22 protein-coding genes are annotated in these 22,694 nt (G+C 73.0%); 15 read left to right on the plus strand and 7 right to left on the minus strand.

Annotated features, from left to right (window positions below; genetic code table 11):
* Positions 1-30 precede the first annotated feature (30 nt).
* The 10 genes from QBL21_RS13370 (at position 31) to dmpG (ending at position 8,275) form a co-directional block, all read left to right on the plus strand.
* On the plus strand, positions 31-876 hold the full coding sequence (locus QBL21_RS13370; RefSeq protein ID WP_407562379.1) for a hypothetical protein: 846 nt from the start codon (positions 31-33) through the stop codon (positions 874-876).
* 52 nt (positions 877-928) lie between these two features.
* Positions 929-1,258: an extradiol ring-cleavage dioxygenase gene (locus QBL21_RS13375; protein WP_407562380.1), complete on the plus strand. Its 330-nt coding sequence runs from the start codon at positions 929-931 to the stop codon at positions 1,256-1,258.
* Positions 1,251-2,360, plus strand: coding sequence for an amidohydrolase family protein (locus QBL21_RS13380; RefSeq protein ID WP_407562381.1), 1,110 nt, complete (start codon positions 1,251-1,253; stop codon positions 2,358-2,360). Before QBL21_RS13375 ends, QBL21_RS13380 begins: the two co-directional genes overlap by 8 nt.
* Positions 2,361-2,365: 5 nt before the next feature.
* The gene (locus QBL21_RS13385; protein WP_407562382.1) at positions 2,366-3,079 is read left to right on the plus strand and encodes a FadR/GntR family transcriptional regulator; all 714 of its coding nucleotides are present in this window, start codon (positions 2,366-2,368) and stop codon (positions 3,077-3,079) included.
* Entirely contained in the window at positions 3,076-3,759 is a 684-nt protein-coding gene (locus QBL21_RS13390; RefSeq protein ID WP_407562383.1) for a cysteine hydrolase family protein, read from the plus strand. The genes QBL21_RS13385 and QBL21_RS13390 overlap by 4 nt, the downstream gene beginning before the upstream one ends.
* On the plus strand, positions 3,731-3,961 hold the full coding sequence (locus QBL21_RS13395) for a 2-hydroxymuconate tautomerase (protein ID WP_407562384.1): 231 nt from the start codon (positions 3,731-3,733) through the stop codon (positions 3,959-3,961). The genes QBL21_RS13390 and QBL21_RS13395 overlap by 29 nt, the downstream gene beginning before the upstream one ends.
* Positions 3,936-5,372, plus strand: a complete 1,437-nt coding sequence (locus tag QBL21_RS13400; RefSeq protein WP_407562385.1) for an aldehyde dehydrogenase — start codon at positions 3,936-3,938, stop codon at positions 5,370-5,372. Before QBL21_RS13395 ends, QBL21_RS13400 begins: the two co-directional genes overlap by 26 nt.
* A gap of 88 nt (positions 5,373-5,460) precedes the next feature.
* On the plus strand, positions 5,461-6,300 hold the full coding sequence (locus QBL21_RS13405) for a 2-keto-4-pentenoate hydratase (RefSeq protein ID WP_407562386.1): 840 nt from the start codon (positions 5,461-5,463) through the stop codon (positions 6,298-6,300).
* A complete protein-coding gene (locus QBL21_RS13410) occupies positions 6,297-7,256 on the plus strand; it encodes an acetaldehyde dehydrogenase (acetylating) (protein WP_407562387.1) in 960 nt (319 codons plus the stop codon). Before QBL21_RS13405 ends, QBL21_RS13410 begins: the two co-directional genes overlap by 4 nt.
* A complete protein-coding gene (gene dmpG, locus QBL21_RS13415) occupies positions 7,253-8,275 on the plus strand; it encodes a 4-hydroxy-2-oxovalerate aldolase (RefSeq protein ID WP_407562388.1) in 1,023 nt (340 codons plus the stop codon). Before QBL21_RS13410 ends, dmpG begins: the two co-directional genes overlap by 4 nt.
* A 92-nt stretch (positions 8,276-8,367) precedes the next feature.
* On the opposite strand, the gene QBL21_RS13420 is transcribed toward dmpG, so the two are convergent.
* Together QBL21_RS13420 and QBL21_RS13425 are read right to left on the minus strand one after the other, a co-directional pair.
* Positions 8,368-10,209, minus strand: a complete 1,842-nt coding sequence (locus QBL21_RS13420) for an alpha-L-fucosidase (protein WP_407562389.1) — start codon at positions 10,207-10,209, stop codon at positions 8,368-8,370.
* A 196-nt stretch (positions 10,210-10,405) separates the two neighbouring features.
* Positions 10,406-11,815: a hypothetical protein gene (locus QBL21_RS13425; protein WP_407562390.1), complete on the minus strand. Its 1,410-nt coding sequence runs from the start codon at positions 11,813-11,815 to the stop codon at positions 10,406-10,408.
* Between the two features lie 283 nt (positions 11,816-12,098).
* Between QBL21_RS13425 and QBL21_RS13430 the strand changes: the two genes are divergently transcribed.
* Together QBL21_RS13430 and QBL21_RS13435 are read left to right on the plus strand one after the other, a co-directional pair.
* Complete coding sequence (locus tag QBL21_RS13430) at positions 12,099-12,473, plus strand: PaaI family thioesterase (protein ID WP_407566411.1); 375 nt, start codon at positions 12,099-12,101, stop codon at positions 12,471-12,473.
* Between the two features lie 40 nt (positions 12,474-12,513).
* Entirely contained in the window at positions 12,514-12,897 is a 384-nt protein-coding gene (locus QBL21_RS13435) for a hypothetical protein (RefSeq protein WP_407562391.1), read from the plus strand.
* Positions 12,898-13,113: 216 nt separating this feature from the next.
* Here QBL21_RS13435 and QBL21_RS13440 read toward each other — a convergent pair whose 3' ends face one another.
* Together QBL21_RS13440 and QBL21_RS13445 are read right to left on the minus strand one after the other, a co-directional pair.
* Positions 13,114-13,560, minus strand: coding sequence for a hypothetical protein (locus QBL21_RS13440; RefSeq protein WP_407562392.1), 447 nt, complete (start codon positions 13,558-13,560; stop codon positions 13,114-13,116).
* Positions 13,557-18,113 (minus strand): RHS repeat-associated core domain-containing protein, encoded by a 4,557-nt coding sequence (locus QBL21_RS13445; protein WP_407562393.1) that lies wholly within the window; start codon positions 18,111-18,113, stop codon positions 13,557-13,559. The genes QBL21_RS13440 and QBL21_RS13445 overlap by 4 nt, the downstream gene beginning before the upstream one ends.
* Before the next feature lie 289 nt (positions 18,114-18,402).
* Here QBL21_RS13445 and QBL21_RS13450 point away from each other — a divergent pair, with 289 nt between their 5' ends.
* The 3 genes from QBL21_RS13450 (at position 18,403) to QBL21_RS13460 (ending at position 20,699) form a co-directional block, all read left to right on the plus strand.
* Positions 18,403-19,035 carry a dihydrofolate reductase family protein gene (locus tag QBL21_RS13450; protein ID WP_407562394.1) on the plus strand — a complete coding sequence of 211 codons (633 nt, stop codon included), beginning with the start codon at positions 18,403-18,405 and terminating at the stop codon, positions 19,033-19,035.
* Positions 19,036-19,146: 111 nt separating this feature from the next.
* Positions 19,147-19,470, plus strand: a complete 324-nt coding sequence (locus tag QBL21_RS13455) for a YciI family protein (RefSeq protein ID WP_407562395.1) — start codon at positions 19,147-19,149, stop codon at positions 19,468-19,470.
* Positions 19,467-20,699, plus strand: coding sequence for an RNA polymerase sigma factor (locus QBL21_RS13460; protein WP_407562396.1), 1,233 nt, complete (start codon positions 19,467-19,469; stop codon positions 20,697-20,699). The genes QBL21_RS13455 and QBL21_RS13460 overlap by 4 nt, the downstream gene beginning before the upstream one ends.
* A 16-nt stretch (positions 20,700-20,715) precedes the next feature.
* Here QBL21_RS13460 and QBL21_RS13465 read toward each other — a convergent pair whose 3' ends face one another.
* The 3 genes from QBL21_RS13465 to QBL21_RS13475 form a co-directional block, all read right to left on the minus strand.
* Entirely contained in the window at positions 20,716-21,252 is a 537-nt protein-coding gene (locus QBL21_RS13465) for a hypothetical protein (protein ID WP_407562397.1), read from the minus strand.
* A 191-nt stretch (positions 21,253-21,443) separates the two neighbouring features.
* Positions 21,444-22,013, minus strand: a complete 570-nt coding sequence (locus QBL21_RS13470; RefSeq protein ID WP_407562398.1) for a hypothetical protein — start codon at positions 22,011-22,013, stop codon at positions 21,444-21,446.
* Positions 22,001-22,462, minus strand: a complete 462-nt coding sequence (locus tag QBL21_RS13475) for a hypothetical protein (RefSeq protein ID WP_407562399.1) — start codon at positions 22,460-22,462, stop codon at positions 22,001-22,003. Before QBL21_RS13475 ends, QBL21_RS13470 begins: the two co-directional genes overlap by 13 nt.
* Positions 22,463-22,694 lie beyond the last annotated feature (232 nt).

Genomic DNA, 22,694 nt, shown 5'->3' on the forward strand with positions numbered 1-22,694 from the left:
TCAGCGACACACGGAGGAGTTCGAGGAGCAATGGCAGAGATATGCCTGGCCCTGGCCGCGAGCCACACGCCCGGCCTCACCGGCTGGTTCGACAAGGCGCCGGAGCCCGAGCGCCGGGTGGTCACCGAGGCGTACGACGCCGTGCACGACGCCGTCGCCGCCTCGGGCGCGGACGTGCTGCTGGTCGTCGGCAACGACCACGTCGCCAACGCCCGGGTGAGCGACTACGCCGACTTCACCTTCGGCCTCGCGGCGGAACACCGCGGCCCCGACGAGTGGTTCAAGCCCTGGCTGCGCGTCGACGACTACACGCTGCCCGGCGCCCCCGACGTCGCCTCCCGGCTCTACGAGGCCGTACGGGACAGCGGCCCCGGCGTCCGCGCCGAACCCGGCGACCTGCGCTTCGACGACAACCTCTCGGTGCCCACCGCCATGGCCCGGCTCGTCGACACCGGTGTCCGGGTCGTCCCCGTACTCCAGAACTGCACCGTCCCCCCGGTCCCCGACGAGCGCGCCTGCTACGCCTTCGGCGAGGCGCTCGGCGAGGCGATCCGCGCCCTCCCCGACGGGCTGCGGGTGGGCCTGCTCGGCTCCGGCGGGCTCAGCCACGAGCCAGGCGGACCCCGCTACCTGGACATCGACGAGAAGTTCGACCGCTGGTACCTCGACCTGCTCCAGGAGGGCGACCACGAGCGGATCCTGACCGAGGCGACGTTCGACCGCATGGAACAGGCCGGCTCGGGCGGCACCGCGGAACTGCTGTCGTGGACGGTGGTCATGGGCGCCATCGGCCCGCGCCCGTGCACCTCGCTGGGGTACGTCGCGGTCGAGCAGTGGCGCTGCGGCGTCGGCGCCGTGCAGTGGCACCTGTCCTGACACGCCGGCACCGACGCTCCGACGACGCCCGATCACTACAGAAGGACACCTGATGGCACTCGACCACTTCGATCCGCGGCTGCGGACGAACGACCTGGTGCAGGAGCTGAAGTGGGACCGCGAACTGCGCACCCGCTTCGAGACCGCCGAGGCGGAGGTCCTGGCCGCGTACCCCCTCACCGAGGAGGAGCGCACCGCGATCGCCGAGCGCGACTTCCGGCGGCTCTACCACCTGGGGCTGCACCCCTACCTCCTGTCGCAGCTCGCCCGGCTGATCTACGGCACGGGCGAGAAGGCGGGCACCTCACAGGCCGCGACGGCGCTGATCCGCTCGCTGCTGGGGGACGAGTACGAGACCTACATGGCAGCGCGCGGTGACTGACACGCTGACCGGCACGGGGACCGCACCCCCCACGCCAGTGGTCGACATCCACACCCACGCCATGCCCCTGCCGCTGCTGCGCGGGCTGGAGCGGGAGGGGCGCGCGGACCTCTCCCGGGCCGCGGACCGGGTGCTCACCCTCGACCCGGCGCTGTGCGGGCTGCCCGCGGGGGCGCCGGTGCCGCTGCCGCCCGAGCAGTACGCCATGGACCGCCGGCTCGCCCTGCTCGACGCCTCCGGCGTCGACCACCACGTGGTGGCCGCGCCGCCGTTCCTCTTCGCCTCGCAGGCGACGGACGACGCGCTGGCGCTGGAGCTGGCCCGGCGCTCGAACGACGCGCTGGCGGAGTTCGCCGCCGGCTCCGGCGGCCGGCTGCACGGGCTGGCGACCGTACCCGTCGGCCACCCGGAGGCCGCCGCGGAGCTGACCCGCGCGCTGGACGAACTCGGCCTGGTGGGCGCCACGATGGGCACCTTCGGCGCCGGGCGCGAGCTGGACGACCCGGTCAACGAGGACCTGTGGACGGTGCTGGCCGAACGCCGCTGCTTCACCCTGCTGCACCCCAGCCGGGTCTCGGAGCGCGACCGGCTCGCCGACTACCACCTCGTCCAACTCCTCGGCTATCCCCTGGAGACCGCCCTCGCCGTCTCCCGGCTGATCTTCGGCGGCGTACTCGAACGGCACGAGCTGACCCTCTGCCTGGCGCACGGCGGCGGCTGCGCACGCGCCGTCGGCGCCCGGCTCGACCTCGGCTGGCACCGCAAGCCCGTGGCGCGCGTGGTCGGCAGCGAGCCGACCGAGTTCCTGCGCCGGCTGCTGTACGACACGGCGGTCTTCGACGTGCGGACCATCGCCCGGCTCGTCGAGGACGTCGGCGCCCGCAACGTACTGCTCGGCACCGACACCCCGTTCGACCTCGTGGACGACCGGCCGCTGGAGACCGTGCGGCGCATCGGCCTCGACGCCGCCGACGAGGCCGCGATCCTCGGCGGCAATGCCGCCGCGCTGCTGCCCGGCCTCGGCCTGGGCACCGGGCCCGCGCCGGCCGCCAAGGGGCGCTCGCTACCCTCGCCATCCCATTCCATCCAGTCGAAGGGCTGAGGACATTGAGCAGCGAAGCAGGGACGGACGAGCTGCGCCGGTCATCCCGCGCCGAGGCGGTCGCCAAGCGGATCGAGGGGCGGATCGCCGAGCAGTCGCTGCCCAGCGGTCACAAGCTGGGCACCAAGGAGAGCCTGCGGCGCGAGTACGACGTGGCCGCGGCCACGTTCAGCGAGGCCGTCCGGCTGCTGGTCTCCCGCGGCACCGTCTCCGTACGCCCCGGGGTCAAGGGCGGCATCTTCGTCGCCTCGCCGCCCGCGCTCGTCCGGCTGGGCCGCAAGATGCTGGAGCTGAGCGGCGATTCCGTGTCGGTCTCCGACTGCCTGGTGGTACGCGACAACCTGGAGCCGCTCGTGGCGCAGGAGGCGATGCGCCACCGCACGGACGCCGACGTGGCGGAACTGCGCAGGCTCGCCGAGGAGATGGCCGTCGAGGGGCTGTCCGCCGCGGACTACCTCGCGGCCAACTGGGCGCTGCACCGCAGGATCGCCGAGATCACGCCCAACCAGATCCTGCGCCACACCTACGTCTCGCTGCTGGAGTTCGTCGCCAGCCGGCTGCGCGGCGTCACCGCCGACGAGCCGAGCCGGATCAACCCCGACGGCGCCGCCGTGCACCGCGAACTGGTCGAGGCCATCGCCTCCGGCAGCCGGCAGCGGCTCGACGCCGCCATGGCCGCCCACGCCGGCCTCACCGTCACACCCAGGGAGCCCGGATGAGCACACCCACCCCCCCTGCCACGACGGCCCTCGTGGTGATCGACGTCCAGAACGACTACTGCCACCCCGACGGCGTCTTCGCCGCGGCCGGCCTTGCGGTCGACGACCTCGACGGCCTGGTGGAACGCGTCAACGCCCTGGTGGCGGCGGCCCGTACCGGCGGCCGGCCGGTGGTGTGGGTCCGGATGGAGTGGGCCGACGACGCCGGCGTCGGGCTGCTCGCCGAGCGCAGCCCGTTCCTGCGCGAGCGCGGCCTGCGGCGCGGCACCTGGGGTGCGGAGCCGGTCGCCGGACTCGACCGGCGGCCCGGGGACCACGAGGTGGTCAAGCCGCGGTTCAGCGCCTTCCACCGGACCTCGCTGGACGACCTGCTGGCCCGGCTCGGCGTCGGCACCCTGGTGGTGGCGGGCGTACGCACCGACTTCTGCGTGGAGTCGACCGTGCGCGATGCCTTCTTCCGGGACCTGCGGGTCGTCGTCGCCCGCGACGCCGTCGCCGGGTACGTCGAGGAGCTGCACACCGCCAGCCTGCGGCTGATGGGCACCGTCTTCGCCGACGTCGTCGGCGGCGAGCAGGCCGCCGGGCTGCTCGCGGGGCGGCCCGCCGCCGCACCGCCCGGCGAGGACGCCGCGTACGAGAGGAGCAGGACCGGTGCCGCTGGTCGAAGTGACGCTCGTTGAGGGCCGGTCGCCGCGCCAACTGCGCGAGCTGATCGGCGAGGTGACCCGGGCCGTCGCCCGCACCGCGGACGCGCCGCCCGAGAGCGTCCGCGTGATCCTCCGCGAGGTGCCCGCCACGCACTGGGCGGCGGGCGACGTGACCATCCAGGAGAAGCAGGAGCAGAGAGGCGAGGACCATGGACCTCATTCCGCACATCGTTGACGGCCGGGAGACCCTGTCGGCCGCCGGCGGTACGTTCGCCACCGTCGACCCGTGGACCCGCGAGCCGTGGGCCGAGGTGTCCCTCGGCGGCGCGGAGGAGGCCGGGCTCGCCGTCGCCGCCGCGCGGCGCGCGTTCGACGACGGGCCGTGGCCGCGGATGGGCTTCGCCGAGCGCGGCGCGATCCTGCACCGGCTCGCGGACCTGATCGACGAGCACCGCGACGAACTCGCCCTCGCCGACACCACCGACATGGGCAAGCCGATCGCGGACAGCACCGCCAAGGACGTACCCCGCTCGGCCCTGAACTTCCGCTTCTTCGCCGACCACGCCAGGCTCTCCGCCGGCGACGCGCTGCCCATGGACAGCGGGCACCACGCCTACAGCCGCTTCGAGCCCGCCGGCGTGGTCGCGGCCATCGCGCCGTGGAACTTCCCGCTGATGCTGGAGACCTGGAAGGTCGCGCCCGCCCTGGCCTGGGGCAACACCGTCGTGCTCAAGCCCGCCGAGGACACCCCGGCGTCCGCGACGCTGCTCGCCCGCCTCGCCCTGCGGGCCGGCATGCCGCCCGGCGTGCTCAACGTCGTGCACGGCTACGGTCCGGCAGCCGCCGGCGAGGCGCTGACCACCGACCCGCGGGTGGACCGCATCACCTTCACCGGCGAGTCCGGCACCGGCCGCGCCATCGCCCGGGCGGCGGCGGCGAACCTCACCCCGGTCAGCCTCGAACTCGGCGGCAAGGGCGCCAACGTGGTCTTCGCCGACGCCGACCTGGACGCCGCCGTCTCCTGGTCGATCAAGGCGATCTTCAGCAACGCCGGCCAGGTGTGCCTCGCCGGCAGCAGGCTGTTCGTCCAGCGCGAGGTCTACGACGAGTTCCTGGCCCGCTTCACCGCCGCCGCCGAGACACTGGTCACCGGCGACCCCAAGGACCCGGCCACCCAGCTCGGCCCGCTCGCCTCGGCCGAACACCACGCCAAGGTCACCTCCTACCTCGACAGCGTGCGGGACGACGGCGGCACCGTCGTCACCGGCGGGCGCGGCGACGGCTGGACGGTCCGCCCGACCGTCGTCACCGGCGCGCCGCCCGAGGCGCGGGTCTGCCGCGAGGAGATCTTCGGCCCGGTCGTCGTCGTCACCCCCTTCGACACCGAGGCGGAGGCGGTCGCCGCCGCCAACGACAGCCCGTACGGCCTGAACGCGATGGTCTTCACCGAGAACCTCTCCCGGGCGCACCGCGTGGCGGCGGCGCTGAAGGCGGGGACGGTGTGGGCGAACTGCTTCTTCATCCGCGATCTGCGCGCGCCCTTCGGCGGGGTCGGCGACTCGGGGGTGGGGCGCGAAGGGGGGAACTTCAGCAGGGAGTTCTTCACCGAGCCGAAGGCAGTGGTGATGGCAGTGGCACCCGCCTGAGCCCCGGGCCCCGCCCCCGGAGCACCCCCGTCCCCCTCACCCCGCCGTCCCCCTCACCTCCGTCCTTCCTCACGTCAGGAGTGCCCGCATGCCTGCTCCCTCCCGGGCCGCCGGCGCCGCACCGCCGTCCGACGCGGTGGCCAAGGCCGCCGACGCGCTCGCCGAGGCCGCCCGCACCGGCGTCCCGTGTCCGCCCGTACGCGGCCTGATCGACGCGGCCGACGCGGACGACACCGCCGCGGCGTACGCCGTGCAGCGTCTGAACACCGAGCGGCTGCTCGGCGCCGGGCGGCGCGTCGTCGGCCGCAAGATCGGCCTGACGTCGCCCGCCGTGCAGCGGCAACTGGGCGTCGACCGCCCCGACTTCGGCGCGCTGCTGTCCGACATGGCCGTGCCGGACGGCGGCACCGTGCCCGCGGGCCGGCTGCTCCAGCCCAAGGTGGAGGCGGAGGTCGCCCTCGTCCTGGGCGCCGGGCTGCCGCACGCGCAGAGCACGGTCGCCGACGTGCTGCGCGCCGTCGACTTCGCGCTGCCCGCGCTGGAGATCGTCGACAGCCGGATCGCGGACTGGGACATCACCTACGCCGACACCGTCGCCGACAACGCCTCCAGCGGGCTGTTCGTGCTCGGCGGCACGCCGGTGCCGCTGACCGGCGTCGACCTGCGCGCGGTGGAGATGGTGCTCACCCGCGACGGCGAGCAGACCTCGGCGGGCAGCGGCACGGACTGCCTCGGCGGCCCGCTCAACGCGGCCGTCTGGCTGGCCGGCACGCTCGCCGCCGCCGGCGATCCGCTGCGCGCCGGCGACGTCGTGCTGACCGGTGCGCTCGGGCCGATGGTGCCCGCGGCCCCGGGCGACGTGTTCGAAGCCCGCATCTCCGGCCTCGGCTCGGTGCGGGTCACCTTCGGGAAGGAAGAGGCGCGATGAGCGACACACCGGGCGGCCGTACGAAGGTCGCCGTCATCGGCTCCGGGAACATCGGCACCGACCTCATGATCAAGGTGCTCCGGCTCTCCGGCACCCTGGAGATGGCCGCCATGGCGGGCATCGACCCCGGCTCCGACGGCCTGGCCCGGGCCCGCCGGCTCGGCGTGGCCACCACGCACACCGGGGTGGACGGGCTGCTGGAGCTGGACGAGTTCGCCGAGGTGGCGATCGTCTTCGACGCCACCTCGGCGGGCGCGCACCGCCGGCACGACGAGGTGCTGCGGGCGGCGGGCCGCCGGGTCGTCGACCTGACGCCGGCCGCGCTCGGCCCGTACGTCGTACCGCCGGTGAACCTCGACGCCCACCTCGACGCGCCGAACGTCAACATGGTCACCTGCGGCGGCCAGGCCACGGTCCCGGTCGTGGCCGCCGTCAGCCGGGTCACCCCGGTGCACTACGCGGAGATCGTCGCCTCCATCGCCTCCCGCTCCGCCGGACCCGGTACCCGCGCCAACATCGACGAGTTCACCGAGACCACCGCCGCCGCGCTCGCGCAGGTCGGGGGCGCGGCCCGGGGCAAGGCGATCATCGTGCTGAACCCGGCGGAGCCGCCGCTGATCATGCGCGACACGGTGTACTGCCTCGTCGGCCCGTGCGACGAGGGCGCGGTCGCGGACTCGGTGGCGGAGATGGTCGCGTCCGTGCAGGCGTACGTGCCCGGCTACCGGCTCAAGCAGCGCGTCCAGTTCGACCGCGTCGCCGCCGACGACCCGCTGCGCGCCCTCGCGCCCGCGGACGCCCCCGACGCCGTGAAGGTCTCGGTGTTCCTGGAGGTCGAGGGCGCCGCCCACTACCTGCCGTCGTACGCCGGGAACCTCGACATCATGACCTCCGCCGCGCTGCGCACCGCGGAGCGCATGGCCGCCGACCGAACCGCGAAGGTGAGCACCCCGTGACCGCGACCCCCGGCTCCGCCGCGCTGTACGTCCAGGACGTGACCCTGCGGGACGGCATGCACGCCCTGCGCCACCGCTACACCGTCGAGCAGGCCCGTACCATCGCCGCCGCGCTGGACGCCGCAGGCGTGGGCGCGATCGAGATCGCCCACGGCGACGGCCTGTCCGGCTCCAGCATCACGTACGGCATCGGCGCCCACACCGACTGGGAGTGGATAGAAGCCGTCACCGACGCCGCCCGCACCGCCGTCCCCACCACGCTGCTGCTGCCCGGCATCGGCACCCTGGCCGACCTGAACCTCGCCCACAGCCTCGGCATCCGCTCGGTGCGCGTCGCCACCCACTGCACCGAGGCGGACATCTCGGCGCAGCACATCTCCGCCGCCCGCGAACTGGGCATGGACGTGGCCGGCTTCCTGATGATGTCCCACCTGGCCGAGCCGGCGGAACTGGCCCGGCAGGCCAAGCTGATGGAGTCGTACGGCGCCCACTGCGTGTACGTCACCGACTCAGGCGGCCGGCTGACGATGGACGGCGTACGCGACCGCTTCCGCGCCTACCGCGACGTCCTCGACCCCGGCACCGAACTCGGCATCCACGCCCACCACAACCTGGCGCTCGGCGTGGCCAACACCGTCGTCGCGGTCGAGAGCGGCGCCGTCCGCGTCGACGCCTCGCTGGCCGGCCAGGGCGCCGGCGCGGGCAACTGCCCGCTGGAGGCGTTCGTCGCCGTCGCGGACCTGATGGGCTGGAAGCACGGCTGCGACCTCTTCCCCCTGATGGACGCCGCCGACGACGTGGTGCGCCCCCTCCAGGACCGCGAGGTCCGCGTGGACCGCGAGACTCTGACCCTGGGCTACGCGGGCGTGTACTCCAGCTTCCTGCGCCACGCGGAGGCCGCGGCGGAGCGCTACGGCCTGGACACGCGCACGATCCTGGTCGAGGTGGGCCGCAGGGGCATGGTCGGCGGCCAGGAAGACATGATCACCGACATCGCCCTCGACCTCGCGGGCGCGTAGCTGCGGGGCGACGCGGGGCTCGGGGCCCGGCCACCGGGCGCGCCCCGTCGCGCCGGTGGGGGGTGCGACGGGGCGTCTTTCGGCGCGGGGCGTCAGTTCGGGTAGAGCTGCTGCCGCGGGACGATCTGCTGGTCCTGGCCCGGGCTGGACCAGAGCAGCTTCATGTGGGCGTCGCCCATCTGCTCCGCGTACTCGACCCGGAGGGAGTGGCGGCTGCCCGCCTTCAGCTCCACCTGGGCCTTGTCGATCGCCACGGTGTGCGGGGTCCAGTTGTCGATGACCAGCTTGTCGTCGAGCCAGACGCGCACGTTGTCGTCCGAGACGGTGGTCAGGGTGTACGTCTCGGAGCGGCGCGGTTCGACGGTGCCGGTCCAGCGCACGCTGAAGCCGTCGGCCGGGATGTTCTCCGCCGGTGAACCGGTGTACTTCCAGGAGTGGTTGACGTCCGCGTCCGTGCGGGTGACCTTCGGCGAGCCGGACAGCGCGGGGTTGTCGTAGACCTCCTGCTTCAGGCCGGTGCCGCTGCCGGGCGCGGCCGTCGGGCCGGGGTCGACGGTCAGCTCGATGACGGTGGCGGCGTCGTTGGTGGCGGCGCCGGCGGGGGTGAGGTCGAAGCTGTCGCCCGACTCGGCGACCGTCACCCGCTGGTCGGAGCCGAGCACGCGGGCGCCGGTGACGTCGATGTCGGTACGGGCCCTGAGGTGCAGGGCGGCGCCGGCCGCGGGCCACTCGGTGACGGCCGCGTAGAGCTTGTCGCCCTTGCGGCTGACGGTGCCCCAGTCCGGCTGCTCGACCAGCCCGCCGAAACCGGCGCCGTGGACGGCCTCGCCCTGGCCCGCCGTACGCAGCCAGTCGCCCATCTCCCCGAGACGCTGGAGGGAGGGCTCCGGCACGCGCCCGCGGGCGTCGGGGCCGACGTTGAGCAGGTAGTTGCCGCTGCGCGAGGCGGTGGAGAGCAGGTTGCGGACCAGGGAGGCGCTGGACTTCCAGTCCTCGTCGTAGCGGGCGTACCCCCAGTGGCCGTTGAGGGTCATGCACGACTCCCAGAGCTGACCGTCGACCGGCGCGCCGGGGATCTCCTGCTCCGGGGTGCCGTAGTCGCCGTCGGTCACCCGGCGCTTGCCGACCCGGTTGTTGACGACGAGATCCGGGTTCAGGCCGCGCAGGTACGTCTCCAGCCGCTCGCCGTCCTGCGCGGTCCAGGGGTTGTGCGGATTGTCCGTGTCCCACTCGCCGTCGAACCACAGCAGCGCCGGGTCGTAGTTGTCGACCAGCTCCTTGAGCTGGGCGTACATCCGCTTCTCGTACTGCGGGAAGGTGGCCGGGTCGGCGAAGTCCGGGTCGTGCCAGTCCCAGATCGAGTAGTAGAAGCCGAGCTTGATGCCGGCCGTCTCCGCGGCCGTCTTCAGCTCGGCCATGATGTCGCGGCGCTTGTCGAAGGCCGAGTGGTCCCGCAGGTTCCAGGAGTTGACCTTCGTCGGCCACATCGCGTACCCGTCGTGGTGCTTCGACGTGATGACGATGTAGCGCATCCCGGCGTCCTTGGCCGCGCCGACCACGGCCTCGGCGTCGAAGCCGGCCGGGTCGAACGTGGCGGCCTGCTGCTCGTACGCGTTGTTCGGGATGGCGCACTGCCGCTTGATCCACTCGGCGTCGCGGCAGACGGTGCCGTCGGGGCGGGTGTACTCGCCCTCCAGGTTGGAGTAGGCGCCGAAGTGGATGAACATGCCGAAGCGGTCCTGCCGGAACCAGCTCGTCCGGTCGGACGCGAAGGGGTCGTCGACGGCGTGGTCGGTCCCGGGGCCGGCCGCCGGCGGCGGTGCCGCGGCGCCGGCGGGCGTCGCGCCGGGCAGTGCCGCGGCGGCGAGCGCGGCGGCGACGAGCAGGGGCAGTGCGGTGACTCTCCGCGTGGTGCGGGGGTGAGGGGTGTGCATCGCAGCTCCAATTCATCGGATCACCCGGGAAGATAGGAACTGACACATCGGATGTCAACGGACCTCGTGCGGGTAAATCGACGATGAATACCGCGAGTTGCTCTCGATAGATCCTATGTTTCGCGGTACGGGGGCGGTACGGGGGCGAGTCCGGGATCCGTCTGCGGACACACCCCCGGCGGCTCCGTGCCGCGTGCTAGGTGAACCGCAGCTTGTTCTGCCGGGCCAGGTGCAGGGTCAGGAACGCCTGGCCGGCCATGGCGCCGATGCGGTGCTCGCGCCCGTAGTAGGTGTTCTCCCCGGACGCGCCGTATGTGCGGCCGTCGTCGAAGCGGGACATCATCCGCAACTGCTCCTCGTTGTGGCGGCGCTCCCAGGAGGCGGCGCCCGGGTCGATGCCCGTGTCCTGGGCGGTGAGGGAGACCAGGAGATCGAAGTTGCCGAAGTAGAAGGGGAAGTGGGTGCCCCAGTCGTTGCCCTCGGGGTAGTGGATCTCGCCGCTGCCGGGCTGGTAGATGGTCTTCGTGGTGCCGTCCGGGGCGGTGAAGGGCAGGTCTACCAGGGCGGAGTAGACGCGGGTGATGTTGTGCAGGGCGGCACGCGGGGCGGTGCGGCCGGCGAGGCCGTAGACGAAGCCCTCGTAGAGGCTCTGGTCGAACGCGACCATGTAGAGCGGGTGCAGGATGTGGTGGTTGTCCAGGGTGCCGTCGTCGGCGATGTTCGTGCCCCGGAGCCAGGTGGACAGCTCGATGCCGTTGATCGTCTCGTCGCCGGTCAGGTCGGCGGGGCAGGCCGCGGCGGCCAGCAGCAGTTCGACGTTGCGGCGGGCCCAGGCGGAGGCGCGGGGGTGGTCGGGCATCATCGCCTCGGCGAGGGAGAGGACGGCGGCGCTCCAGTTGTCCTCCTCCGCCTTGCTGTCGCCGGGGGTGACGGCGGTGCCGTCGCGGCGCTTCTCGTAGAGCTGGTGGCCGGAGGTGCCGACGAGGAAGACGTCGTTGCCGGTGGTGAGGCGGTCCGCCTCCCAGGCCGTCATGGCGGCGAGGTGGCCGCGTTCCCCGTCGTCCAGCTCGTCCCAGAACAGCCAGCCGGCGAGCGCGGTGTAGTACGCCCACAGGGCGGTCTGCCAGTTGTCGCCCCAACGGGTGGCGGGGTCGGTGTTGTTGGCCAGGTGCCGGGCCGCGACGGTGCGGATGAGGTTGCGGGTGCGGATGGTGGCGTTGGCGGCGGAGAGGGTGCGCGGGTCGTAGACGCCGGTGACCAGGGCGGTGGTGGCGGCGACGGCGGCCATGGCGGGCAGGCGGATGGCGCGTTCGTCGGTGCCGCGGAGGTCGATGTAGCCGTCCGGGAGGTAGGTGCGGTAGGTGGCGGCGTACCAGGGGCCGATGAGGTAGCGCGAGCTGCCCGCCAGGATCGCCTTGATCCGCCGTCCGGCGGCGTCCTTGGCGCCGTACGAACCGAGCCGGGCCCAGTCGATGGGGACCACCCCGCCGGCGGCCGGCGCCCCCGCGGCGCGGGCGGTCGCCGGCAGGCCGAGGGCCGAGGCGGCGCCGATGACGGCGGAGGCGCCGAGGAGACGGCGGCGGGACAGACGGTGCGAAGAGGTCATACGGCGCTCCTGCGGTCCGTGAGGTGATGTCTCTGTGGATTCTCACGTGGGAATGTCATCTGACAAGGGGCGGCGTAGGTACGCTGCGCACCACCGACGCCCGTTGACGGACAACCGGCCGATGCGCGTGCGGCCCCGTACGGCGCACGGGGCGGCCGGAAGGGGAGAGCCCGTGGAAGAGCAGGCGCAGTCCGGGGAAGCGAGCCCCGGGGGAGAGAACACCGGGGAAGCGAGCCCCGCGGTGGTGAAGCGGGTGCGGGAGAGCTTCGGCCGGCAGGGGCTGATGAGCCACCTCGGCGCGCGGATCTCCCGCGTCGAGCCGGGGCGCGTGCACATCGTGCTGCCGGGCCGGCCCGAAGTCACCCAGCAGCACGGCTATTTCCACGCGGGCGCCACCAGCGCGATCGCGGACAGCGCGGGCGGGTACGCCGCGTACACGCTCTTCCCCGAGGACGCCGACGTCCTCACCGTCGAGTACAAGATCAACCTCCTCGCACCCGCCGTCGGCGACCGCCTGGAGGCGGTGGGGACGGTGCTGAAGTCCGGGCGGACCCTGACGGTGTGCGGCCTGGAGGTGTACGGGCACCGGGACGACGGCGCCCGCAAGCTCGTCGCCAACGGCCAGCAGACGCTGATCCGCGTGCCGCGGGAGCGGTGATTGCGCGTACGCTGTCCGCGGCCTTGTGGGGGGTTATCTCATGCGTCGAATGCTGGCGGGCAGCGCCGCCGTGATCGCTTTGGTGGCCGGCTGCTCCGGCTCGGACGAACTCGACCCGGTCAGCGGCGAGTGGACGGCCGAGGGAGCGCAGCCGGCGGGCTTCGCGCACTTCGCGGACCACGCGATGATCAGGGTCGAGGGCGGCGAGGCCACGCTCGGTACGTCGCCGTCGAGCCTGTGCGGCGGCGCGGAGGTGGAGGCCACGGGCGACGACGGCTTCCGGATCGCGTTCCCCGGTTCCCAGTGGTGCGTCACGGTCGACGTGCCGCTGAGCCTGGACGTACGGGTCAGCGGGGACACCCTGGAGGCCACCCCGACCGGCGCACCGGGCGACGCCGTGTACCGCTTCCGGCGCGCCGACTGACGGGCCGCCCGACCCGCGAAGCCCGCTCCGCGGCGGCCGATGCGGCGGGCCGGGGGCGCGGCCTGCGCGCGGTCGCGGCAGCCGGTCCCGGCCGGGAGGCGGCCGACGTGGCTCTTCACGGCGTGCCCGGAGACATCGAGGCGGCCGGCGATCTCCGCGATGCTCAGGCCCTGGCCCTCCTCCGCACCGCGCCGGTGGGGCGGGGCGGCCGGTCCGTCAGCGCGCGTGGCGGATGACGCCGTCGACCGGCGGCCGGCGGTCCGCGGCGCGGGCGAGCAGCGGGGTGTCCTGGAGGGGCGAGTCCAGCTCGTAGTCGGCCCAGGTGACGCCGCCGGCGATGACGTACGTCTCCAGCGACCCGGACTCCAGCAGGTAGATCCCGTGCCCCGCCCGGATCTCCCCGAGCCGCCCCGCCAGCGTCTCCCGCTCCGCCGGCGCGGCCCTGCGCAGGTGGACGGGGCCGAGGTCGTTCCAACTGGAGATCCGCCACAGGTCGGAGAAGAGGATGTCCCGTACGACGAGGGTGTCGTCCACGTCGAGGTCCTCCAGCGGCGGAGTGCCGCGGAAGACCGCGCAGGGGTAGTTGGGGCGGTAGACCAGCAGCCCGAAGTGACGGTCGTCCCGGAAGTCGGGCTCCGCTTCTTCCCGTCGTTCCGTCGTCACGTAACGGGCCTCCATTCGTCGAACTTCCTGTTCCAGCGGTAGAAGTCGACCTTATCCATCAGCCCGGCCCTGTGGACCTGGATCAGCTCCCACTGGGTCGCGAAGATGCGCCCGCTGGCGAACGCGTCGTCCGCCAGGTGCAGGCCGCCCGCGTCGGTGAGCGCCCTGTTCAGCGCGCGCGCCGGGCCGCCGCCCGCGGCGGGCAGGCCGTCGAGCATGAAGGAGATGCGGCCCTCGCCGCGGCCCACCCGGGCGATGGCGTTGACCACCTCGTCCTGCCAGGTGGCGGCGAACGCCGGGTCCATGAAGTGCCGGGCCTGCACCACTTGGGCGAAGTCCTGGACCTGGAGTCCGCCGCGCACGCTGCGGCCGAGGGCGACGTGGTCGAGCGGGCCGATGAAGCAGGGGGTGAGGCCCAGCGGGTCGAACCACGTGTGGGGGTTGTGGACGTAGGCGTACGGGTTGGGCGCCGGGGTGAGCCCGAGGGGGTCGGGGCTCGCGTAGCGGGCGGTGTCCGGGTCGTAGTACCGCTGGCAGTTGTAGTGGAGACCCGTCTCCGGATCGAAGTACTGACCCGGGAAGCGCAGCGGCGTGTAGCCGGCGGAGTCGGCCGGCCAGCGGGTGTGGCCCCAGACGGTGCGCCGGGCCCGCCACGCGACCTCCCCGCGCGGGTCGACCAGTTCGGTCGGGGCCCCGACGAGGTCGGTGACGATGGCGAAGAAGCGGGAGTCGATCTCCTCCTGCGTGGCGGCGTCCGTCAGCCGCTCCGCCTGCGCGACGGGCTGGAGCCCGTCGTACTCCCAGGTCAGCGTGGTGTGGTGGGACTGCCCCGCGGTCACCGTGGTCTGCTCCACCAGGGTGTTCTCGTCCCAGGTGAACAGGATCTCCTCCGCGACCACGGAGCCGTCCGGCGTCATCCGCCGCTTGGCGAGGCGGCGGCCGAACGGGTCGTAGAGGTAGCGCCAGACGATGCCGTCGGGGGTGGTGACGGCGGTGATCCGGTCCTCGGCGTCCCACTCGTAGCGCCAGACCTCCGGCTTGCGCGACAGGCGGGTCCTGGTGCGTACGGTGACGCGCCCGGCGGCGTCGTACGTGTAGCGCACCCGGCCCGCGCCGACGAGCCGGCCGCCGTCCAGCTCGCGGGCCCCCTGGGCGTCGGGGTCCCACTGCTCGGGCCAGGACGCCCGCGTCTGGTTCCCGGCGGCGTCGTAGGCGTACTCCTCGCGCCAGCCGGCGGCCTCGACGCCGGTGATCCGGCCGACGGGGTCGAGCCGGAAGCGGCGGGAGCCCCGGTCGTCGTCCTCGACGTGCACGAGGTGCCCGTCACCGCGGTAGGCGTACCGGCGCCGCAGCACGTCGTCGGCGGGGGTGCGCACCCGCTGCTCGCCGAGGCGGCCGGCCGCGTCCCAGACGTTGTCCAGGAGGAGGGCGCCGTCGATCGCCCGCGTCGTCTCCCGGCCCGCGGCGTCGAAGGCCGAGCGGATGACGTGCCCGGCGAAGTCCACCGCGGTGCGCTGCCCGGTCTCGTCGTAGCCGTAGCGGGTACGCCTGCCGCCGGGCGTGACGCGCTCCGTGGGCCGCCCGATCGCGTCGTGCGCGAGGGTCAGCGTCCGGCCGTTGACCGTCTCGGCGGTCAGCCGGCCCAGTACGTCGTGGGTGCGCCGCAGGTCGCAGCCGGGGGAGGTGGCCCGCAGCAGCCTGCCGAGCGGGTCGTGCGCGAACGTCGTGGCGGCGCCGCCGACGCGCTTGGCCACGATCTGGCCGGTCCAGTCCCGCTCGAACTCCACGGTCTGGCCGAGCGGGTTGGTCCGCGAGGACATCCGGCCCGCCGCGTCGTGGCCGTAGGCGATGCGCACGCCGTGGAAGTCGGTCTCGGCGGTGAGGTTCCCGGCCGGGTCGTACTCGTACGTCCACTGACGGCCCTCGGGGTCGGCCACCGCGGTGAGCCGCAGCAGGGGGTCGTAGGTGTAGCGGTACGTCGCCCCGTCCGGGTTGGTGCGGGCGGCGAGGAGGTCGAAGTGGGTGTACTCGTAGCGGGTGGCGCCGCCCTGCGCGTCGCGGTGCCCGACGCGGTTGCCCTCGCCGTCGTACTCCCAGGTCTCCCGCGCGCCGTCCGGCCCGGTGCGGGCGGCGAGCTTGCCCTCCACCGTCCACCGCAGCCGGGTGACGCCGCCGTACTGGTCCGTCACCGCGGCCACCCGGCCGAAGGCGTCGTGGCGGCGGACGATGCGGCCGGCGGACGTGGCGATGACCAGGGGCAGCCCCGCGGCGTCGCACTTCACGCTCGTCGTCTGGCCCAGCGGATCGGTGATCCCGGCGAGATGGCCGAACTCGTCGTACGTGTAGTGCGTGACGGCGCCCGCGGGGTCGGTGACCGACGTGCAGTGGCCCTCGGCGTCGTACCGCCAGAGCCAGGCGGCGCCGTCGGTGAGCCGCAGCGAGGCGAGCCTGCCGAGACCGGTGTACGTCAGCTCCGACTCGGTGCCGTCCGGGTGCACCACCCGGGTCGGCCGGCCGCCCGGGTCGTTGGTGTAGCGGGTGGTGTGGCCGAGGGGGTCGGTCTCGGAGACGACGTGGTGGTGCGCGTCGTACTCGGTGCGCGAGACCGCCCCGACCGCGTCGATCTCGGCGACGACCTGGGTGTCCTCGTCGATCACGAAGCGCGTGGCGGCGCCTTCCGGTGTGGTGAGCGTGGTGATGCGCGCGCCCGGCCACGCGGGGTCGGCGCCGTCGTAGGCGAGGACGAGGGCGAGGACGCCGGACTCGCCGCGCTGCGCGACACAGCGGTCGTGCTCGTCGTACGTGTACGTGTAGCGGCGGCTGTTGCGGTCGGTCCACGAGGTGATGCGCAGCCGCTCGTCGTAGGTGAAGACCAGCGGCAGGCCCGAGGAGTTGACGTCCTCGGTGAGGTTGCCGTCCTCGTCGTAGGCGAAGCTCTTGACGGTGACGTCGGCGCCGTCGTCGGCGGCACGGGCGACGGACAGCGCGGTGATGCGGTCCCCGGCGGTGGTGACCTTGAGGTGGTAGCCGCCGGAGTGGCGGATGCCGGCCGGGGCGCCGCTCTCGTCGTAGTCGAAGTCGAGGGTGTGGCCGTCGCGGTCCGACACCTGCTCGATACGGGCCACGCCGGGGCCGAGGACGTCGTCGTCCGCGGGCGGCGCGAAGCTGCGGGTGTGGCCGCCGGCGGGATCGGTGAGGCGGTAGCCGCCGCCCGCCAGCCGCCGCAGCGGCCAGCGGGGCCCGGCCTCGGGCAGGACGTCCTCGTCGGTCCCGGCGGGATGCGGGTACTTCAGCAGCAGCCCGTCCTCGGAGACGAAGACGACGCCGTCGTCCTCGGTCTCCAGCCGCTGGTCGGCGGTGGAGGTCCAGGTGGGGCCGAACCAGCGGCCGGCCAGGTAGCCCGACTCCGCCCGGCGGGTGAACACCAGCGGCAGCGCGCCCGGCAGTTCGACGTCGGTCTGCGTCAGGAACATCTTTCCCGTCGCCATGTCGACGGGGTCGCCGCAGCCGCGGATGACGTTCTTGAGGCGGTTGTACGCGCCCTTGGCGCCGTTGGCGAGCATGTCGCCGCCGCGCTTGGCGAGCCCGAGGACGGCGGACTTCATCGACTTCAGACCCTTGAGCGCGTTCAGCCCGCCCTTGAGGCCCTTGGCGAGGCCGCCGAGGGTGGTGAGGCCCTTCAGGCCGGGGATGCAGTCGAGGGCGGCGAAGGCGACGTCCCACAGGGACGCTTCGCCGTTCATGTACTTCACGAGGGTGTCGGCGAGGACGACGAGGGCGGCGGCGAGGACGACCCAGGCGAGGGGGCCGCCGATGATGAGGACGACGATGCCGAGGACGGCGACGATGACTTTGCAGACGGTGACGATGGTGTCCCAGTTGTCCTTGACCCAGTCGACCGCCTTCTCCCACCACTTGCGGTTCTGGATCCCGGCGTCGGAGGCGTCCTCCAGCTTGTCCTTGGCCTCGGAGGCGGCGTCCTCGCGCATCTTCCTGGCGTCGGCGGCCATCTTCTTCGCCGCTTCGAGCCTGCCCTGCGCGTTGTCGACGGCGGTCTGGGCGGAGGACTGCGCGGACTTGGCGTCCGTCGCGTTACGGGTGGCGGCCCGCACCTCGGACTCGTCGGGCTTCTCCTTGCCCTCCTTCTCGTCGTACTCCTTGGTCTTGTCCGTCGCCCGCTCGACCCAGGAATTGGCGGAATCCAGCCGTCCGTTGGCGGCGGTCAGGTCGCTCTGCGCTTCGCGCCCCTTGGCGAGGGCCTTGTCGGCGAGGGACTGCGCCCGCTCCAGCTTCGGCCAGTACGCGGCAAGGGCATCGCCCGCCAGGTCGTAGGAGCGCTGGAGTTTCCTGAGGTTCTTGGGGACCTCTTCGAACTCGTCCTGGAACGCCTTCGCCGTCTTCCCCGCCCAGCGGAGCAGCGCATCCTCACCGGCCATGCCCTTGATCTGCCGCAGCGCGTCCGCCACGTCGTCCGCGAAGTCGTGCAACTCCCGCGCGAGCTGCCTGACCCGCTCCGGATCCCCCGGCGTGGGGTCGTCATCCAGATCGAGCACATGCCAATCGGTCGGCCGACTCCCCATGCGTACCCACCAACCCCCCGTGCCCGCCGCCGCGTTGTGGGCGGTGAGCCTCTTTTACGACGGTACACCGGTCGTCTCCATGCCCGGTTAGCCCCGGAACCGGGGTGGCGCCCCGAGCTCGTACCTGCGCGGGGAGTGGCGATCACGCCGGTAGCGTCACTTTTCGTCAAGCCACGACGGGATGGGTGTCGGATCCGGGCGGCGGCGTTCGTGGAAGAGGTGAGAGGGCGCCCGCGAGGGGCGTCCGGAGAAAGGAACGATCATGAAGCTGACGACCGTCACCAACGTTTCCGTCGACGGAGTGATGCAGGGCCTCGGCGGGTCGGACGAGGACCGCAGGAGCGGGTTCGAGCGGGGCGGCTGGGCGCTGCCGCTCTTCGTGGGCGAGGTCGAGACGTACCTCGGCGAGATCTACGGGCGCGCCGACGCCTTCCTCTTCGGCCGCTGGACGTACGAAGTCTTCGCCGGCTCCTGGGGCGTGCTGCCCGACCCCGAGACCAACCCGATCGGCGGGCCCCTGAACCGGCAGACCAAGTACGTGGTGTCGAACACGCTCACCGACCCGCGGTGGGCGGGCACGCACGTCCTGTCCGGCGATCCGGTGTCCGCCGTACGGGAGCTGAAGGCCGCCGGCGACGGCGAGGTGCAGGTGCACGGCAGCGGCAAGCTGGTCCGCTCCCTGCTGGCGAACGGCCTGGTCGACGAGATCACCCTGCTGACCTACCCCGTGGTCGTCGGCCAGGGGCGGCGGCTGTTTCCCGCCGACGGCCCGGACGCGGCGCTCGACCTGGTCGACCACCGGGTCTTCCCGGGTGGTATCACGGGCCAGGTGTACCGGCCCTCCGGGCGCCCGGAGTACGCCGGCGAGAACGTCGGCCCGGGCCGGGACGCGTAGCGACGGGCGCCGTCCCCGACCGCCGTCCCCGGCCGTCGTACGCGACCGGGGACGGCCCGCCGCACCGAACGACCGCCCCCCGGGCGGCCCGCACGCAGGAGAGGACCCGAGATGCAGTACCTGGTTTCCGTGATCGACGACAGGACCGCCTCCGCCACCGAGGAGGAGATGACCGCCATCCACAGCTTCAACGACCGGCTCCAGGCCGCAGGCAACTGGGTCTTCGCCGGCGGCCTCGCCGCGCCCGACACGGCCACCGTCATCGACAACCGGGGCGAGCAGGCGCTGTTCACCGACGGGCCGTTCCTGGAGTCCAAGGAGTTCCTCGCGGGCTTCTGGGTCATCGAGGCGCCCGACCTCGACGTCGCGCTCGCGCTCGCCGCCGAGGGGTCGAAGCACTGCAACCGCCGGGTCGAGGTACGGCCGTTCCTGTGAGCGGCGCCGACGTACGGGAGGCGGTCGCCCGCGCGCACCGCGCCGATTGGGCGCGTATCGTCGCCGCGCTCACCCGGCGCTTCGGCGACCTTGACACCGCCGAGGAGGCGGCGGCCGAGGCGTTCGCCGCCGCCGTCGAGCGCTGGCCCGCCGACGGCGTGCCGCCGAACCCCGGCGGCTGGCTCAGCACCACCGCCACCCGCAAGGCCATCGACCGGATCCGGCGCGAGAGCAAGCGCGACGACAGGCAGCGGGAGGCCCGGATGCTGCACGACGACACCCCGCTGGAACCGGTCGGCGCCGTCGACGACGACCGGCTCCGGCTGATCTTCACCTGCTGCCACCCGGCGCTCGCGCCGGAGACCCGGGTGGCGCTGACGCTGCGCATGGTCGGCGGGCTGACCGTGCCCGAGATCGCCCGCGCGTTCCTGGTGCAGGAGTCCGCGATGGGGCAGCGGATCACCCGCGCGAAGGCCAAGATCAAGGCGGCGCGCATCCCTTACCGGGTGCCGGCCGCGGAGGATCTGCCGGCGCGGGTCTCCGGCGTTCTCGCCGTGCTCTACCTGGTCTTCAACGAGGGCTATCTGCCGACCGGTTCCGGCGCCGGTCCCGTACGCCGCGACCTGACCGCCGAGGCGATCCGCCTGACCCGCCTGGTCCGCGCCCTGCTCCCCGCGGACGGCGAGGTCGCCGGGCTGCTGGCGCTGATGCTCCTCACCGAGGCCCGCCGCCCCGCGCGTGTCTCGGCGAGCGGCGAACTCGTGCCCCTCGGCGAACAGGACCGCGGATCCTGGGACGCGGCCCTGGTCGCCGAGGGCCACCGGCTGGTGCGCGAGCGGCTGGCCACGGGACAGGCCCCGGGGCGCTACCAGATCCTCGCCGCGATCAACGCCGTGCACACCTCCGCCCCCGACGTGCGCGACACCGACTGGTCGCAGGTCGTCGCCCTCTACGACCAACTCGTACGCCTCGATCCCTCGCCGATCGTCGCCCTCAACCGGGCCGTCGCGGTCGCCGAGATCGACGGGCCCCAGGTGGCGCTGGCGAGCGTCGACCGGCTGGCCGGCAGCCTCGCCGGCTACCACGCCTACCACGCCACCCGCGCCGACCTGCTGCGCCGGCTGGGCCGCGGCGGCGCGGCGCGCGCGGCGTACGACAGGGCCGTCGAGCTGGCGGGCAACACCGCAGAGACCGCCTATCTGACGCGCCGCCGCGACCAGTTGGGGTAGCCGCGGGGCGGGCCGGTCAGTGGTCTTCCGCGGCGGCGAAGGTGTCGCTGATCATGCGGGTGGCGAAGTCGGGGTCGTCGGTGAGGCGGTTGATGTACTCGGCGAGCAGCAGGGCGGTCGCCTCCAGCGGGTTCATCTCGTCCCGGGACCAGTCGCCGAACTGCCGCCGCCACAGGCTGGGGCTCAGCCCGGTGCCCGAGGCGACGAGCAGGGCGGCCATGGTGGGGATCGTCTCGGGGCGGATGCTGGCGGGCATCATGCGCAGCGAGGCCACCAGGTTGGGCACCACGTACTCCACGACGTCCTTCTCCTGCGACTCGTGGGCCATGCGCAGCCACTTCATGAACATGAAGATGAGCGTGCACGTGCCGTCCAGCACGTCGTCGACGCCCTTGGGGCCCATGCCGCCGGTGAGTTGGCCGACGAGCGCCCGCTGCTCGGCGTCGGTCCCGGTCCTGCCGTCGCGGATGCCCTTGAGCTGGGAGTCGATCAGCATGAGGGCGGCGCCCACATCGCCGGCGGGCGCGTACCGGGGGTCGCAGGGCGATGTCATGGGTCTCCTCATCGGATGATTACCATATGTAGCTCTACGTAGTTCTACCGTAGACCCAGCGTGAAATGGGGAGCGGGCAGTTCACTCGTTGGGGTGGCGCCCCCCGGACAGGGAGGGATGGTCGAACGGCCGGTTTCAGTCCTGCCCGTTCACCGCGCGCAGCTCACGGCGGTGATCACCGCGTCCGGCCCCTACCGGGTGATCTCGCCGTCCTCAAGGCGCGTCTGGCCCAGGGGAGTCGCGTCGCGGAACTCCGGCAGGGACATCGGCCGGTCGTAGAGGAAGAAGCTCTGGTTGCTGCCGATGGTGAACTCCATGTACGCGCCGGTGGTGGCGTCGATGCCGTAGTACGCGTTGCACTGGCCGCCGGAGTAGTAGACGCCGTCCATACTCGGCGCGGTCTTCGTCACCAGGCCGCCGCCGCTGGAGCCCTCGGTCTCCTCCGGCGGGGTGAGCATGGCGCAGTACGAGACCGGCAGCCCCTTGAGCACGAAGTAGCCGTACTCGCCGTTGGCGTTCTGGAGGTAGACGTACGACAGCTTCCCCGGCTTCTCCCAGGTGTCGACCCACTTGTTGATGGTCTCCCGCGTCGGCGAGTACTTCATCACCTCCGCCGGCTGCCGCTTGACCAGCCTGTCGTAGCCGGACTGCTTGGTCCGCGACTCCTGGGCCTGGGAGGAGTCGTCCGTACAGGCCGCGGCGGTGAAGCCCAGGACGGCGGTCGCGGCGAGGGCGGTGAGGATCCGGGTCAGGCGGCGCACGAGGTCTCCTTCGCGTCGGTGCTCAGCTCGGCAGGCAGCCCGGCGTCCTTGAACGCCTTGCGGTGCTCCTGCCGGGACTTGGCGTTGTAGTCGTTGACCAGCTCGGACCGCGTGGCGCGGAGCGCGGTCAGGGAGGTGTGGATCTGCTCGGTGCGGTACGCGGACGGCTCGGTGTCCAGCTCGTCCCGCAGCGCACCGATCTCGTCCTCCTTCGTCTCCACCGCCGCGCAGAGGTCGAAGAACTCCTCGTACGTGGAGATGCGGAACTCGCCCGAGCCCACGGTGCGGTTGCGGGCCTCGGCCTCGCCGCGGAACGGCGCGGTGGACCAGGACGCGCCGCCCCAGGCGAAGACGCCGGCGACGTAGACGAGGGCGAGCATCACGATCCCGGCGATCGTGTAGCGCAGGACGCGGCTGGCCTCGGCGAACACTCGTGAGTCGGTGGGCACGGGTCCTCCTCGCGGTCGGGCACGGACGGCGGCCGGGTGCCCGGCGGGCGCGGGGCCCTTCGCCGATATCGGTGTCGGTCTGCTGTCGGTCTAGGTCTAGGTCTAGGTCTAGGTCTAGGTCTCGGTCTCGGTGTCTGTCGGGTACGGCGGCGGGGACCGGGCCGGGTACGGTCCGTGTCCGCCCGGTCACCGCCGCCCGGTCAGTTGTACTGCGCGCGGCCCGGTACCCCTC

Origin of the sequence: Streptomyces sp. 184 (genome assembly GCF_045781775.1) — a bacterium.
Classification (GTDB): Bacteria; Actinomycetota; Actinomycetes; order Streptomycetales; family Streptomycetaceae; genus Streptomyces.

Excerpts from the sequence above, each read along its gene's own strand:
- QBL21_RS13370 (WP_407562379.1), top strand. The coding sequence starts at position 31 with ATGGCAGAGATATGCCTGGCCCTGGCCGCGAGCCACACGCCCGGCCTC.
- QBL21_RS13375 (WP_407562380.1), top strand. The coding sequence starts at position 929 with ATGGCACTCGACCACTTCGATCCGCGGCTGCGGACGAACGACCTGGTG.
- QBL21_RS13390 (WP_407562383.1), top strand. The coding sequence starts at position 3,076 with ATGAGCACACCCACCCCCCCTGCCACGACGGCCCTCGTGGTGATCGAC.
- QBL21_RS13400 (WP_407562385.1), top strand. The coding sequence starts at position 3,936 with ATGGACCTCATTCCGCACATCGTTGACGGCCGGGAGACCCTGTCGGCC.
- QBL21_RS13405 (WP_407562386.1), top strand. The coding sequence starts at position 5,461 with ATGCCTGCTCCCTCCCGGGCCGCCGGCGCCGCACCGCCGTCCGACGCG.
- QBL21_RS13410 (WP_407562387.1), top strand. The coding sequence starts at position 6,297 with ATGAGCGACACACCGGGCGGCCGTACGAAGGTCGCCGTCATCGGCTCC.
- QBL21_RS13420 (WP_407562389.1), bottom strand. The coding sequence starts at position 10,209 with ATGCACACCCCTCACCCCCGCACCACGCGGAGAGTCACCGCACTGCCC.
- QBL21_RS13425 (WP_407562390.1), bottom strand. The coding sequence starts at position 11,815 with ATGACCTCTTCGCACCGTCTGTCCCGCCGCCGTCTCCTCGGCGCCTCC.
- QBL21_RS13430 (WP_407566411.1), top strand. The coding sequence starts at position 12,099 with ATGAGCCACCTCGGCGCGCGGATCTCCCGCGTCGAGCCGGGGCGCGTG.
- QBL21_RS13435 (WP_407562391.1), top strand. The coding sequence starts at position 12,514 with ATGCGTCGAATGCTGGCGGGCAGCGCCGCCGTGATCGCTTTGGTGGCC.
- QBL21_RS13450 (WP_407562394.1), top strand. The coding sequence starts at position 18,403 with ATGAAGCTGACGACCGTCACCAACGTTTCCGTCGACGGAGTGATGCAG.
- QBL21_RS13455 (WP_407562395.1), top strand. The coding sequence starts at position 19,147 with ATGCAGTACCTGGTTTCCGTGATCGACGACAGGACCGCCTCCGCCACC.
- QBL21_RS13465 (WP_407562397.1), bottom strand. The coding sequence starts at position 21,252 with ATGACATCGCCCTGCGACCCCCGGTACGCGCCCGCCGGCGATGTGGGC.